Raw genomic sequence first — 13,670 nt, 5'->3', positions numbered from 1 at the left:
GCCGCAATGCGGCGAACGGTAAATTTGTGGCTTCCCGCGCTCATTTATCCCCCAGGAAAATTTGGTTAAAACCAGTGACGTAATCACCGTGCAAGGCATCGGACTGGGCACTGGAAACGTGACCACGATACGCTTACTAATTCCAGAATATCCAGGAAAACTCCAGGTATTCAGAGCCAGTATCTACGCAAGCTCCCCTTTTACTAAGGGAACGAAACGTACGGCCTCCACGGTATCGATAATAAATTCGCCTCCCCGACGACGCACCCGTTTCAGAAACTGGTGCTCGTCGCCCACGGGTAAGACGAGAATACCGCCTTCATCCAACTGCATCATTAGCGCAGTTGGAATCTCAGGCGGCGCTGCCGTAACAATGATAGCGTCAAACGGGGCTCGCGCTTGCCAGCCCTGCCATCCATCACCATGACGGGTAGAAACATTATGTAAATCAAGCTGTTTAAGTCGACGACGCGCCTGCCACTGCAAACCTTTAATGCGCTCAACAGAGCACACATGGTGCACCAGGTGTGCCAGAATCGCCGTTTGGTAGCCAGAGCCGGTACCAATTTCCAGCACCCGAGACTGCGGCGTTAACTCAAGCAGCTCGGTCATCCGCGCAACCATATAGGGCTGCGAAATCGTCTGCCCCTGACCAATCGGCAGAGCAATATTGTCCCAGGCCTTATGTTCAAACGCCTCATCAATGAATTTTTCACGCGGCACGGCGGCAAGTGCATCGAGAACAAGCTCATCTCTGATGCCCTGCGCACGTAATTGTTCAAGAAGAGTGTGTACGCGTCTGCTTACCATTGCGTGTCGGCTCCCACGCTGTCTAACCAGTCAGAAACAACTTCATGCGCGCCATATGCGGTTAAATCGACATGCAGCGGCGTAATGGAAACATAGCCTTCATCGACGGCGGCAAAATCTGTATCCGGTCCGGCGTCGCACTTTTCGCCCGGCGGCCCGATCCAGTACAGCGTATTACCGCGCGGGTCCTGCTGTGGTATCACCTGATCCGCAGGATGGCGGCTACCGCAGCGGGTGACGCGGATACCTTTAATCTGATCCAGCGGTAAATCCGGCACGTTGATATTCAAAATGCGCCCGGTGCGCAGCGGTTCGCGACTCAGCGCCCTTAAGATACGGCAGGTTACTGCGGCAGCAGTATCGTAGTGTTTATGCCCATCAAGTGAGACCGCCAGCGCAGGAAAGCCCAGGTGACGACCTTCCATCGCCGCCGCAACGGTACCGGAATAGATAACATCATCGCCCAGATTAGGACCTGCGTTAATACCAGACACGACAATGTCCGGACGCGGACGCATTAATGCGTTCACGCCCAGATAGACGCAATCGGTAGGTGTACCCATTTGTACGGCGATATCACCGTTATCATAGGTGAACGTGCGAAGTGAGGATTCCAGCGTCAGCGAGTTAGACGCGCCACTGCGGTTACGATCCGGGGCAACCACCTGTACGTCAGCAAACTCACGCAGCGCTTTCGCCAGCGTTTGTATACCGGGTGCGTGGACCCCATCATCGTTACTCAGCAATATACGCATAATCACCCATTGTGTTAATAAGTTCCCTTACAACACTGGTGGCGAAGCTACCTGCCGGTAGCCAGAAACGTAACTCAACGGTTACATCATCCCACCAGTTCCAGCTTAATTGTTGTGGATACAGCAACATAGCACGACGCGATGCGTCGACTTTCTCGCGCAACAACAGCGACTGCAGCGCGGTTTCATCAGCAATAGCGGCTTCTTCAAACGCCAGTGCGTCGCGCTGAGTTCCCCACTCACCGCTGCCCGGTAATGCTGCTGTAATCATCAATTCTTTATCATCGACGCGACGCTGTAATTCGGTCTGTTCTTCCTGCGTGGCGACAAACCAACTTCCGCGTCCCGACAATTGTAGCGCATCGCCGTCAACAACTTGATTAAAGTCTGTTTTTTTCAAGCGTTCACTGACTATCTGATTAAACAACGCACTACGGGCCGCCGACAACCAAAAACTGCGCTTATTTCGATCGCGCACCGGCGCATCGCTTTGCGCCCAACGCAGCGCCCCTTGCAGGTTGCTGCCGCCAATACCAAAACGCTGAGCGCCAAAATAGTTCGGTACGCCGCGCTCGCTAATCGCCTGCAAACGCGCTTCAACGTCATTTCGCTGGCTCACTTCACGCAGCACCAGCGTAAATTCGTTACCTTTCAGCGCCCCTAAACGCAGCTTACGCTTGTGGCGCGCGTACTCCAGCACTTTACAGCCTTCGAGTTCAAATTTGCTTAAATCAGGCATTGCATTGCCCGGCACGCGCGCGCACAGCCACTGTTCCGTGACTGCATGCTTGTCTTTCTGGCCAGCAAAGCTCACTTCACGGGCGTGAATTTTCAGGAACTTCGCTAGCGCGTCAGCCACAAAACGGGTATTACAGCCGTTTTTCAGGATACGCACCAAAATGTGCTCACCTTCGCCATCCGGTTCGAAGCCTAAATCTTCGACGACGACAAAGTCTTCCGGATTCGCTTTCAGAACGCCATGGCCTTGTGGTTTGCCATGGAGATACGTCAGATCTTCAAACGCAGTCATTTCGTTGCCTTAATGAGTAACGCCACCGCTTCACAGGCAACCCCTTCCCCACGCCCGGTAAAACCGAGTTTTTCCGTGGTGGTCGCTTTCACGTTAACATCATCCATATGGCAGCCGAGATCTTCGGCAATAAACACGCGCATTTGCGGAATGTGCGGCAGCATCTTCGGCGCCTGAGCAATAATCGTCACATCCACATTACCAAGCGTATAGCCTTTGGCCTGAATACGCCGCCAGGCTTCACGCAATAATTCACGACTATCTGCACCTTTAAAGGCCGGGTCGGTGTCCGGGAAGAGTTTACCGATATCCCCCAGCGCAGCCGCGCCCAGCAGTGCATCGGTTAACGCGTGTAACGCCACGTCGCCATCAGAATGCGCCAGCAATCCTTTTTCATACGGGATGCGCACACCACCAATGATAATTGGGCCAACTCCGCCAAAAGCGTGTACGTCGAAACCGTGTCCAATTCGCATTATGCCTTCTCCTGATATACACAACATCCTCCAGGCAGCCTGAAGAATGATGTATCTAGATAGTTCGGGTCAGATAAAATTCCGCCAGAGCCAGATCTTCCGGGCGGGTGACTTTGATGTTGTCAGCGCGTCCTTCGACCAGCTGCGGATGAAAACCGCAATATTCCAGCGCCGAGGCTTCGTCCGTAATGGTTGCGCCTTCGTTTAGCGCACGGGTCAGACAGTCATGCAACAGCTCGCGAGGGAAAAACTGCGGCGTCAACGCATGCCATAAATCGGTGCGATCGACCGTATGGGCGATGTCTGTTCGGCCCGGCTCCGCGCGTTTCATCGTGTCGCGCACCGGCGCAGCAAGGATCCCGCCGATGCGGCTGGTTTCACTTATTGCCAGCAAACGAGATAAATCTTCCTGATGCAGACACGGACGCGCGGCATCATGCACCAGAACCCAACTGGCCTCACCTGCGGCTTGCAAACCAGCAAGGACAGAATCGGCACGCTCGTTGCCACCATCCACCACGGTAATTTGCGGGTGCGCTGCGAGTGGAAGTTGGGCAAAGCGACTGTCGCCTGGGCTAATAGCGATGACGACTCGCGTCACCCGGGGATGAGCCAGCAGCGCATCAACCGAGTGTTCGAGAATGGTTTTATTGCCAATAGAGAGGTACTGCTTAGGACACTCTGTTTGCATTCGGCGGCCAAACCCGGCAGCCGGCACCACGGCGCAAACGTCCATTAAAGTGGCTGCCATGTTAAATCCCTGGACGGTTTATCGATTGTTTTGCCCTGCAGTCTGAGCGCGTTTAGACGCGTCAGGCACCAGACGATAAAAGGTTTCGCCTGGCTTAGTCATACTGAGTTCGTTACGCGCGCGCTCTTCGATAGCCTCTTGCCCGCCATTGAGATCGTCAATTTCGGCAAAAAGCTGATCGTTACGCGCTTTCAGTTTCGCGTTTGTAGCTTGCTGCGCCGCAACATCATCGTTGACGCGACTATAGTCATGTATGCCGTTCTTACCGAACCACAGCGAATACTGTAGCCAGACTAATAAAGCCAGCAACAGCAACGTAAGTTTACCCATCCTGCCCCCTGAAAAACGGCATCAACATCCCATAAACTCCGCTGACAACTTTACATCAACGGACGGGAATGCCGCGACAACGCGGGCAAATGTACCACATTTGCCCGTTGTTACGTATACCCCATGTAAGGAGAACATAATCTCATTGTTGGTTACGGTTTGAATTATGGCCAGACAGTGAACAACAGCGGCGATCGCGTGAAAGGATGTATGCCTAACCCAGTAGCCACAGGAACAGTGCGCCAAACATTGCGCCAACCACCAGCAGGGTACAGGCAATACTCAGCAGCAATCTCCCCTTCAATAGCGAATGCAGGGCAATACCCGCGACAATCGCCACGGGCAACAACGCAAGGAAAAAGGGCCAGGTATAGAGGAAGAAAAACAGTGTGTTAGGGCCATACATCAGACACGGGAATCCCAGCGCCAGCAACCATGCGACAAAACCGACCACGGCTCCTGGGAGTGACCAGGTAGTTTCGTCGTCGGCGGCGAAGGTATCTGACTCTGTAATAGTAATGTTATGGCTGTTACGCATATCTAATCCTGTGACCGTGACTGACCGGGCGTGCAAGCTCGGGTGTCTCAGGATCTGATAATATCTTCCTGCCTCAGCAGGTCTAATAATTGAGGAACCAAATTTGTTACCAATTGTTCACCATCAAGATGAATCTCTGGCGATTCAGGCGCTTCGTAAACCGAGTCAATTCCGGTGAAATTGCGCAACTCTCCCGCACGCGCTTTTTTATACAGCCCTTTTGGATCGCGAGCTTCGCACGTTGCTAATGGCGTATCGACAAAAACCTCAATAAAACGCCCTTCACCCACGCGCTCGCGAACCATTTTTCGCTCGGCGCGATGTGGAGAGATAAACGCAGTCAACACCACCAGGCCGGCGTCTACCATTAGGTTAGCCACTTCACCAACCCGACGAATATTCTCCTTACGATCGGCATCGCTAAACCCAAGATCGCTGCACAGACCGTGACGCACGTTATCGCCATCCAGCAGATAGGTGCTCACCCCTAGCTTATGCAGCGCCTCTTCCAGCGCCCCTGCTACCGTGGATTTACCGGAACCTGACAGCCCGGTAAACCACAGCACAACACCACGATGACCGTGGCGTTGTTCCCGCTGTTGCGGTGTAACAGGATGGGCATGCCAGACGACGTTTTCGTCATGCAGCGCCATTATTTTCCTCCCAGCAGATCGCGCGCACCCCAGTGTGGGAAGTGGCGACGCACCAGTGCATTAAGCTCCAGCTCAAACGCGCTGAACTGAGAAGCTGTGGCAAGCTCCTGGACGATTGGCTCACGCACCAGTCCCGCGCCAACGGTAACGTTAGTCAGGCGGTCAATGATAATCAGCCCGCCCGTAACCGGATTCTGCTGATAGGTATCCAGCACCAGCGGCTCATCAAAAGTCAGATTAACCAGACCGATGCCGTTCAGCGGCAGCGCTTCAACGTCACGTTGGGTCAGGTTGTTTATATCGACCTGATACTGCACGCTATCAACGCGTGCGCGGGTCTTCTTGCCTGCGACTTTTATGTCGTAGCTCTGCCCGGGCGACAACGGTTGTTCCGCCATCCACACCACATCAACTGCAGCGCTTTGTACTGTCGGCAGCGTTTCACCGGCATCAAGCAGCAGGTCGCCCCGGCTGATATCGATCTCATCTTTCAGCACCAGGGTGATCGCTTCACCCGCATGCGCTTCCTGTAAATCGCCATCAAAGGTTACGATCCGCGCCACGCTCGACTCCACGCCGGACGGCAACACTTTGACGCGCTGTCCAACCTTCACGCTACCGGAGGCCAGCGTTCCGGCATAACCACGGAAATCCAGATTCGGTCGGTTCACATACTGCACCGGGAAGCGCATCGGCTGAGTATCAACAATGCGCTGGATCTCAACGGTTTCCAGCACTTCCAGCAGCGTCGGACCGCTGTACCACGGCATACTGGCGCTTTGCGAAGCCACGTTATCGCCTTCCAGCGCAGAGAGCGGCACAAACCGGATATCCAGGTTGCCCGGCAGTTGTTCAGCAAAAGTAAGATAGTCTTCGCGAATGCGGTTAAATGTCTCTTCGCTAAAGTCCACCAGATCCATTTTGTTGATCGCCACCACCAGGTGTTTGATCCCAAGCAGCGTGGAGATAAAGCTATGACGACGAGTCTGATCCAGCACGCCTTTACGCGCATCGATCAGTAGGATCGCCAGGTCGCAGGTCGACGCACCGGTCGCCATGTTACGGGTGTACTGCTCATGCCCGGGAGTGTCCGCAATAATAAATTTACGCTTCTCGGTAGAGAAATAACGATACGCCACGTCGATGGTGATGCCCTGCTCACGCTCGGCCTGCAAGCCGTCAACCAATAACGCCAGATCAAGCTTTTCGCCCTGAGTGCCGTGACGTTTACTGTCATTGTGCAGCGATGAAAGCTGGTCTTCATAAATCTGACGCGTGTCGTGCAGCAGGCGGCCAATCAGGGTACTTTTCCCATCATCCACGCTACCGCAGGTTAAAAAGCGCAGCAGACTTTTGTGTTGCTGGGCAACCATCCAAGCTTCAACGCCGCCTTCATTAGCAATTTGTTGTGCAAGTGTCGTATTCATGGCGGCTCCTTAGAAATACCCCTGACGTTTCTTCAGCTCCATGGAGCCCGCCTGGTCGCGGTCAATCACGCGGCCCTGACGTTCACTGGTGGTTGAAACCAGCATCTCTTCGATGATTTCCGGCAGCGTCTGCGCATTCGACTCCACCGCGCCTGTCAGCGGCCAGCAACCGAGCGTACGGAAACGCACCATGCGTTTTTTAATCACTTCACCGGGTTGCAGATCGATTCTGTCGTCATCAATCATCATCAGCATGCCGTCGCGTTCCAGCACCGGACGCTCCGCCGCCAGATACAGCGGCACGATATCGATATTTTCCAGCCAGATGTACTGCCAGATATCCTGTTCAGTCCAGTTAGAGAGCGGGAAGACGCGAATACTTTCGCCTTTGTTAATCTGCCCGTTGTAGTTGTGCCACAGCTCCGGGCGCTGATTTTTAGGATCCCAGCGATGAAAACGATCGCGGAAAGAGTAAATACGCTCTTTGGCACGCGATTTCTCTTCGTCACGACGAGCACCGCCAAACGCGGCATCGAAACCGTATTTATTCAGTGCCTGCTTCAGCCCTTCAGTTTTCATAATGTCGGTATGCTTGGCGCTACCGTGGACAAACGGGTTGATACCCATCGCCACCCCTTCCGGGTTTTTATGCACCAGCAGTTCGCAGCCGTAGGCTTTCGCCGTGCGGTCACGAAACTCGTACATTTCGCTGAATTTCCAGCCGGTGTCAACGTGCAGCAATGGGAACGGCAGCGTGCCCGGATAAAACGCTTTACGCGCCAGATGCAGCATTACGCTGGAATCTTTGCCGATGGAATACATCATCACCGGATTAGAAAACTCGGCGGCCACCTCGCGAATGATATGGATGCTTTCCGCTTCCAGTTGCCGCAGGTGGGTAAGTCGTTTTTGATCCATAACCGTTCCTATGTAATGCCGTTATTTTGCTAACGATGCTCAGATAACCTGACTATAGGGAGGGCAAGAGGGCGAATGAAATTACGAATTGGAATGAGTAGTTCCTCAAAGGAATAACGATCCGGAAAAGCAAATATCAAAAAGTGCTTAAGCTACCGGAATTCGGGCATTTAGGAGCAAATGAAATTGTTTTACCTCGATCACGGTTTCATACTAGCGGCTGAAAATTTCTGCTTGGTATTTAAGGACTCATCATGTTTCTCGCATTGCGCCACCTTCTTGCAGCCATGGCGCTCGGCGCGTGCTTCATCCTTCCCGCACAGGCAACATCTTCGAAGCCCGGAGATATCGCAAATACCCAGGCTCGATATATCGCAACGTTTTTCCCAGGCCGCGTGACGGGATCTCCGGCAGAAATGTTGTCTGCTGATTATATACGTCAACAATTTCAGCAGATGGGTTATAGCAGCGATATTCGGACGTTTAATAGCCGTTATGTTTATACCGCCAAAGATAACCGTAAAAACTGGCATAACGTAACGGGAAGCACCGTTATTGCTGCACATGAAGGCAAAGCGCCGCAGCAGATTATTATTATGGCGCACCTCGACACCTACGCCGCACAAAGCGACGCCGACTCCGATGCCAATCTGGGTGGATTAACCCTGCAAGGTATCGATGACAACGCCGCAGGTGTTGGCGTAATGCTGGAACTGGCGGAAAAACTCAAAAACGTGCCGACGCAGTACGGTATTCGATTTATCGCCACCAGCGGCGAGGAAGAAGGCAAACTGGGCGCGGAGAACATCCTGAAGCGAATGAGCGCCGCCGAGAAGAAAAACACGCTGCTGGTTATCAACCTCGATAACCTGATCGTCGGCGATAAGCTCTATTTCAATAGCGGTAAGAAAACCCCGGAAGCGGTGCGAAAACTGACGCGCGACCGGGCACTGGCTATCGCGCACAGCCGCGGTATCGTTGCCAGCACCAATCCAGGTCTGAACAAAGACTATCCGAAAGGCACTGGATGTTGTAACGATGCAGAGGTCTTCGACAACGCGGGGATTGCCGTTCTTTCAGTTGAAGCGACCAACTGGAACCTGGGTAAGAAAGATGGCTATCAACAGCGCGCCAAAAGCGCCTCATTCCCGGCAGGCAACAGCTGGCACGATGTGCGACTGGATAACCAGCAGCACATTGATAAAGCGTTACCAGGCCGGATAGAGCACCGTAGCCGCGACGTGGTACGCATTATGCTGCCACTGGTAAAAGAACTGGCAAAAGCGGGTAAATCCTGAAGAAGTGGTCCGGTAGGATGTAAATCTTACCGGACCACTTTCCTGTTACCCTTCGTGCAGTCCGCACTCACGCTTCAATCCGAAGAAGCGCGTCTCTTCTTCCGCCATACCCGGCTCCCATTTGCGGGTGGTGTGGGTATCGCCTACCGACAGATAGCCCTGATCCCACAACGGATGGTATTTCAAACCGTGTTTTTGCAGATACTGGTAAACAGTACGGTTATCCCAGTCGATGATTGGGAGAACTTTAAACACGCCGCGCTGGATAGCCAGCACCGGCAAATGCGCACGACTGCCCGATTGCTCTCGACGCAGACCGGCAAACCAGGTTTGCGCGTTCAGCTCCTGCAGCGCCCGGTTCATCGGCTCGACCTTGTTGATGTCATTGTATTTTTCAATGCCTTCAACGCCCTGCTCCCACAGTTTGCCGTAGCGTGCTTCCTGCCAGGCCGCACTTTCCTTTGCCCGGTAGACTTGCAAATTAAGCTTAAGCTTGTCCGTTAACTCATCAATAAACTGATAGGTTTCCGGGAACAGGTAGCCAGTATCGGTGAGGATCACCGGGATATCCGGGCGAATCTGATTTACCAGATGCAGGCTCACTGCCGCCTGGATACCAAAACTTGATGACAGTACATATTCACCAGGCAGGTTTTCCAGCGCCCACGCTACGCGATCCTCGGCGCTCAATTTTTCCAGTTGGTCGTTGGTTTGTGCCAACGCCATAACGCGTTCAACTTTCGGCAGTTCGTTCAACGCGTTGAGATCGAGTTTGGACATAAGTTCCTCACTGTTTGCCTTGCCTGATGGCGCTGCGCTTATCAGGCCTACCGATTCAGCAGACCCGATAAGTCAATTTCACATTATTCCCAGAAATCCCGGGCGGGATCGAGCACCGGGCGAATAATGCCCGCACGCACCGTAAAGTCACCGAAGCCTTCACCCGCTTCGCGCTCTTTCGCCCAGCGCCCAATCAGTTCATCCAGCGATGCCAGAATTTCCGGCTCGGTGATGTTCTCTTTAAACATCCGGGGAATACGGGTTCCGATACGGTTCCCCCCTAAATGGAGGTTATAACGCCCGGGTGCTTTACCCACCAGACCAACTTCCGCCAGCATCGCGCGGCCGCAGCCGTTAGGGCAGCCGGTCACACGCATGACAATGTTTTCATCACTCAGGCTGTGCTTCGCCATCAGCGTGTCGATGTTGTCGATAAACGTTGGCAGGAAGCGCTCGGCTTCCGCCATCGCCAGCGGACAGGTCGGGAACGAGACGCAGGCCATCGAGTTTTCACGCTGCGGAGTGACCGCGTTCATTAAGCCACTCTTCTGCGCAATCTTCTCGATCTTCGCCTTTTCACTCTCAGGAACACCGGCAATGATCAGGTTCTGGTTCGCGGTAATGCGGAACTCACCTTTGTGGATCTTCGCGATCTCAAGCAGACCGGTTTTCAGCGGTCGGCCCGGATAATCGAGGATTCGTCCGTTTTCAATAAACAACGTCAGATGCCATTTATTGTCGATCCCTTTCACCCAGCCGATACGATCGCCGCGACCGGTGAACTCGTACGGACGGATCGGCTCAAATTTGATCCCCGCCCGGCGCTCAACTTCAGCTTTAAAGGTCTCAACGCCTACGCGTTCCAGCGTGTATTTGGTTTTCGCGTTTTTACGATCGGTACGGTTACCCCAGTCACGCTGCGTGGTCACCACAGCCTCCGCCACGGCCAGCGTATGCTCAAGCGGCAGATAACCAAACTCGCTTGCCGTACGGGCATAGGTTTTCTTGTTGCCGTGCTCAATCGATAAACCACCGCCCACCAGCAGGTTAAAGCCCACCAGCTTGCCGTTTTCCGCAATCGCCACGAAGTTCATGTCGTTGGCGTGCAGATCGATGTCATTCTGCGGTGGGATCACGACCGTGGTTTTAAACTTACGCGGCAGATAGGTTTGACCGAGGATCGGCTCTTCGTCGGTGGTCGCGACTTTTTCCTGATCGAGCCAGATCTCTGCATAGGCGCGGGTGCGCGGCAACAGGTGCTCGGAAATTTTCTTCGCCCATTCATAGGCTTCGGCATGCAGCTCAGATTCATACGGATTCGAGGTGCACAGCACGTTACGGTTCATGTCGTTGGCGGTCGCCAGAGCGTCAAGCCCGACTGAATGCAGCATCTGGTGTACCGGCTTAACGTTCTTCTTCAGAATACCGTGAAACTGGAAGGTCTGACGGTTGGTCAGACGAATGCTGCCGTATATGGTGTTGTCATGGGCGAACTTGTCGATCGCCTGCCACTGTTTGGTGGTGATCACCCCACCCGGCAGACGACAGCGCAGCAGCATCGCGTGACGCGGCTCCAGCTTTTGCTCGGCACGTTCGGCGCGGATATCGCGGTCGTCCTGCTGGTACATACCGTGAAAACGGATCAGCAGGAAGTTGTCGCCTTTAAACCCGCCGGTCAGGCCGTCGTTTAAATCTTCGGCAATGGTACCGCGCAGATAGTTGCTTTCCAGCTTCATACGCTCAGCGTCGGACAGTTTGCCTTCGACCACCAATGGTCCTGGATGTTTTTCGCTCATTAGTAGACATCTCGCTGATAACGGCGCTCAATGCGCAGCTCACTTAAAAATTCATCCGCCGCTTCGATATCCATACCACCGAATTCGGCAATCACTTCCAACAACGCCTGCTCAACGTCTTTCGCCATGCGATTGGCGTCGCCGCAGACATAAATGTGCGCACCGTCGTTAATCCAGCGCCACAGTTCCGCGCCCTGTTGGCGCAGTTTATCTTGTACGTAGACTTTTTCTTTTTGATCGCGGGACCAGGCGAGATCGATACGGCTCAGTACGCCCTCTTTGACGTAACGCTGCCATTCCACCTGATACAGGAAATCTTCGGTAAAGTGTGGGTTACCAAAAAACAGCCAGTTTTTGCCTTCGGCTCCGTCAGCCGCACGTTGCTGCATGAATGCACGAAACGGCGCAATCCCCGTACCCGGTCCAATCATAATTACCGGTGTCTGCGGGTTCGCCGGCAGACGGAAGTTGTCGTTGTGTTCAATGAACACGCGAACTTCACCTTCTTCTTCCACGCGGTCGGCGAGGAAACTGGAAGCGCCACCAGCACGGGCGCGACCTTCTATCTCATAACGCACCACGCCCACGGTGACGTGCACTTCGCTTTCCACTTCCGCCTGGGAAGAAGCAATGGAGTACAAACGCGGCGTCAGCGGACGCAGAAGATCAACTAACGCCTGAGCATCCAGTTGCGCCGGAGAGAAGCGCACCATATCGACGATGGGCGTGGTTGCGGCGTAATGCTGCAACTGTGCTTTGTCACCCACTAACGGCAGCAAAGTTTCGCTGCGGGTTAAGGTGGCATAGTTTTCTACGATATTGCCGGTGTTAACCGTCAGCTCGAAATGCCACTGCAACGCTTCAGCGAGCGACAGGGTTTTGCCTTCAACCGTGACCGGCTCATCACCTTTCAGCCACAGCAGTTCAACCAGCTCTTTAACCAGAGCCGGGTCATTCTGATACCAGACGCCCAGCGCATCGCCCGGCTGATAACGCAGTCCGGAATCGCCTAAATCAATTTCAATATGGCGCACATCTTTTTCAGAGTCGCGGCCGGTAATTTTCTGATTCACCGCAATGGACGCCGTTAGCGGCGCTTCTTTGGTGTATGGGCTGGTGTGTACTTCATTTACTGCACCGCTGGCGGCAACTTGCACAGACGGTGCCGCAGGCGCACGCGCTTTCAGGACATCAACCAGACGAGCACGCCACTGCGCGGCGGCGGCCTGGTATTCGACGTCGGCGTCGACGCGGTCGAGCAGACGTTCACCGCCCAGCTCAGCCAGTTTCGCATCGAAGTCTTTTCCTGCCTGGCAGAAAAACTCATAAGAGGTATCGCCAAGACCAAATACGGCAAAAGCGGTGTTATCAAGCTTCGGCGCTTTTTTCGAGAACAGGAATTTATGCAACGCCACGGCTTCTTCCGCCGGTTCACCTTCCCCTTGCGTCGACGCCACCACGATCAGCAGTTTTTCATTGGCGATTTGTTTGAATTTATAGTCGCCAGCGTTGATGAGAGTGACGTTGAGCTTCGCGGCGATCAGATCATCGCGCAGGGCTTCCGCCACACGACGCGCATTACCAGTTTGCGAGGCGGAGATAAGCGTAATGCCAGGCATTTCAGCGACAGGCGCAGTCGCCACCACATTGCTGCCAGGCTGCTGATTCAGCACGCCCCAAAAATAGCCAGAAACCCACGCAAGCTGTGCGGGAGTGAAATCGGTCGTGGCCGCCTGAAGGCGTGCCAGTTGCTCCGGGTTTAGCGGTAGCAAAGCGGAAGGTGGGGCCTGTGTCGTCATGCGTTGTCATGTTCCAGTAAGCAAAGCGGATTTCAGCAATAAAACCCAAACTGAAGATAAGGTTAACGGCGGGGATAGTAACAATTAAAGAAGGGATGGAAATAACAAATAACCAAATGGACTAACCTGTTTTAGTTATAGTTATTAACAGCAAAACAGATTACATAAACATTTGATATATAAATAATTAATCAATATTGATTGTATGAATATGTAGCTTTGGTGCTGAGCATCCTTTTATACACAAAATAATTTAAGATGCATCGAGGCGGCAACTGAGCAAGTCCCCGGGAGCTTACATGAGTAAGT

General features: G+C 53.6%; 14 protein-coding genes. 1 reads left to right on the top strand and 13 read right to left on the bottom strand.

What is annotated here, in order from left to right; all coding sequences use genetic code 11:
- Positions 1-183: 183 nt before the first annotated feature.
- From SK35_RS05045 to cysD, 10 genes are all read right to left on the bottom strand, one after another.
- On the bottom strand, positions 184-810 hold the full coding sequence (locus SK35_RS05045) for a protein-L-isoaspartate(D-aspartate) O-methyltransferase (protein WP_003034172.1): 627 nt from the start codon (positions 808-810) through the stop codon (positions 184-186).
- On the bottom strand, positions 804-1,565 hold the full coding sequence (surE, locus tag SK35_RS05040) for a 5'/3'-nucleotidase SurE (protein ID WP_003825728.1): 762 nt from the start codon (positions 1,563-1,565) through the stop codon (positions 804-806). The genes SK35_RS05045 and surE overlap by 7 nt, the downstream gene beginning before the upstream one ends.
- Entirely contained in the window at positions 1,546-2,595 is a 1,050-nt protein-coding gene (gene truD, locus SK35_RS05035; RefSeq protein WP_048215656.1) for a tRNA pseudouridine(13) synthase TruD, read from the bottom strand. The genes surE and truD overlap by 20 nt, the downstream gene beginning before the upstream one ends.
- Entirely contained in the window at positions 2,592-3,071 is a 480-nt protein-coding gene (gene ispF / locus SK35_RS05030) for a 2-C-methyl-D-erythritol 2,4-cyclodiphosphate synthase (RefSeq protein ID WP_048215655.1), read from the bottom strand. The genes truD and ispF overlap by 4 nt, the downstream gene beginning before the upstream one ends.
- A 55-nt stretch (positions 3,072-3,126) precedes the next feature.
- The gene (gene ispD / locus SK35_RS05025; protein WP_008785675.1) at positions 3,127-3,822 is read right to left on the bottom strand and encodes a 2-C-methyl-D-erythritol 4-phosphate cytidylyltransferase; all 696 of its coding nucleotides are present in this window, start codon (positions 3,820-3,822) and stop codon (positions 3,127-3,129) included.
- 18 nt (positions 3,823-3,840) lie between these two features.
- Positions 3,841-4,152: a cell division protein FtsB gene (ftsB, locus tag SK35_RS05020; RefSeq protein ID WP_003034163.1), complete on the bottom strand. Its 312-nt coding sequence runs from the start codon at positions 4,150-4,152 to the stop codon at positions 3,841-3,843.
- Between the two features lie 214 nt (positions 4,153-4,366).
- Positions 4,367-4,690 (bottom strand): DUF3561 family protein, encoded by a 324-nt coding sequence (locus SK35_RS05015; RefSeq protein WP_020996298.1) that lies wholly within the window; start codon positions 4,688-4,690, stop codon positions 4,367-4,369.
- 47 nt (positions 4,691-4,737) lie between these two features.
- The gene (cysC, locus tag SK35_RS05010; RefSeq protein ID WP_003034157.1) at positions 4,738-5,343 is read right to left on the bottom strand and encodes an adenylyl-sulfate kinase; all 606 of its coding nucleotides are present in this window, start codon (positions 5,341-5,343) and stop codon (positions 4,738-4,740) included.
- Positions 5,343-6,770, bottom strand: coding sequence for a sulfate adenylyltransferase subunit CysN (cysN, locus tag SK35_RS05005; protein ID WP_008785677.1), 1,428 nt, complete (start codon positions 6,768-6,770; stop codon positions 5,343-5,345). The genes cysC and cysN overlap by 1 nt, the downstream gene beginning before the upstream one ends.
- 9 nt (positions 6,771-6,779) lie before the next feature.
- Positions 6,780-7,688 (bottom strand): sulfate adenylyltransferase subunit CysD, encoded by a 909-nt coding sequence (gene cysD / locus SK35_RS05000; RefSeq protein WP_003034152.1) that lies wholly within the window; start codon positions 7,686-7,688, stop codon positions 6,780-6,782.
- Between the two features lie 254 nt (positions 7,689-7,942).
- On the opposite strand from cysD, the gene SK35_RS04995 reads away from it, so the two are divergent.
- Positions 7,943-8,986 (top strand): aminopeptidase, encoded by a 1,044-nt coding sequence (locus SK35_RS04995; protein ID WP_032944823.1) that lies wholly within the window; start codon positions 7,943-7,945, stop codon positions 8,984-8,986.
- A gap of 45 nt (positions 8,987-9,031) precedes the next feature.
- Here SK35_RS04995 and cysH read toward each other — a convergent pair whose 3' ends face one another.
- The 3 genes from cysH to cysJ all read right to left on the bottom strand — a co-directional run bounded on the left by cysH (position 9,032) and on the right by cysJ (position 13,361).
- Positions 9,032-9,766 carry a phosphoadenosine phosphosulfate reductase gene (cysH, locus tag SK35_RS04990; protein ID WP_048215654.1) on the bottom strand — a complete coding sequence of 245 codons (735 nt, stop codon included), beginning with the start codon at positions 9,764-9,766 and terminating at the stop codon, positions 9,032-9,034.
- 83 nt (positions 9,767-9,849) lie between these two features.
- Positions 9,850-11,562 carry an assimilatory sulfite reductase (NADPH) hemoprotein subunit gene (cysI, locus tag SK35_RS04985; RefSeq protein WP_003034148.1) on the bottom strand — a complete coding sequence of 571 codons (1,713 nt, stop codon included), beginning with the start codon at positions 11,560-11,562 and terminating at the stop codon, positions 9,850-9,852.
- Positions 11,562-13,361 (bottom strand): NADPH-dependent assimilatory sulfite reductase flavoprotein subunit, encoded by a 1,800-nt coding sequence (gene cysJ, locus SK35_RS04980; RefSeq protein WP_048215653.1) that lies wholly within the window; start codon positions 13,359-13,361, stop codon positions 11,562-11,564. Before cysJ ends, cysI begins: the two co-directional genes overlap by 1 nt.
- Positions 13,362-13,670: the final 309 nt, after the last annotated feature.

The sequence above is a fragment of the Citrobacter sp. MGH105 genome, assembly GCF_001037485.2.
Classification (GTDB): domain Bacteria; phylum Pseudomonadota; class Gammaproteobacteria; order Enterobacterales; family Enterobacteriaceae; genus Citrobacter; species Citrobacter portucalensis.
The sequence above is the reverse complement of the archived record's forward strand: the minus strand, read 5'-3'. Positions and strand labels throughout refer to the sequence as shown.

Coding starts and splice junctions, on each gene's coding strand:
- SK35_RS05045 (WP_003034172.1), bottom strand. CDS start 810: ATGGTAAGCAGACGCGTACACACTCTTCTTGAACAATTACGTGCGCAG.
- surE (WP_003825728.1), bottom strand. CDS start 1,565: ATGCGTATATTGCTGAGTAACGATGATGGGGTCCACGCACCCGGTATA.
- truD (WP_048215656.1), bottom strand. CDS start 2,595: ATGACTGCGTTTGAAGATCTGACGTATCTCCATGGCAAACCACAAGGC.
- ispF (WP_048215655.1), bottom strand. CDS start 3,071: ATGCGAATTGGACACGGTTTCGACGTACACGCTTTTGGCGGAGTTGGC.
- ispD (WP_008785675.1), bottom strand. CDS start 3,822: ATGGCAGCCACTTTAATGGACGTTTGCGCCGTGGTGCCGGCTGCCGGG.
- ftsB (WP_003034163.1), bottom strand. CDS start 4,152: ATGGGTAAACTTACGTTGCTGTTGCTGGCTTTATTAGTCTGGCTACAG.
- SK35_RS05015 (WP_020996298.1), bottom strand. CDS start 4,690: ATGCGTAACAGCCATAACATTACTATTACAGAGTCAGATACCTTCGCC.
- cysC (WP_003034157.1), bottom strand. CDS start 5,343: ATGGCGCTGCATGACGAAAACGTCGTCTGGCATGCCCATCCTGTTACA.
- cysN (WP_008785677.1), bottom strand. CDS start 6,770: ATGAATACGACACTTGCACAACAAATTGCTAATGAAGGCGGCGTTGAA.
- cysD (WP_003034152.1), bottom strand. CDS start 7,688: ATGGATCAAAAACGACTTACCCACCTGCGGCAACTGGAAGCGGAAAGC.
- SK35_RS04995 (WP_032944823.1), top strand. CDS start 7,943: ATGTTTCTCGCATTGCGCCACCTTCTTGCAGCCATGGCGCTCGGCGCG.
- cysH (WP_048215654.1), bottom strand. CDS start 9,766: ATGTCCAAACTCGATCTCAACGCGTTGAACGAACTGCCGAAAGTTGAA.
- cysI (WP_003034148.1), bottom strand. CDS start 11,562: ATGAGCGAAAAACATCCAGGACCATTGGTGGTCGAAGGCAAACTGTCC.
- cysJ (WP_048215653.1), bottom strand. CDS start 13,361: ATGACGACACAGGCCCCACCTTCCGCTTTGCTACCGCTAAACCCGGAG.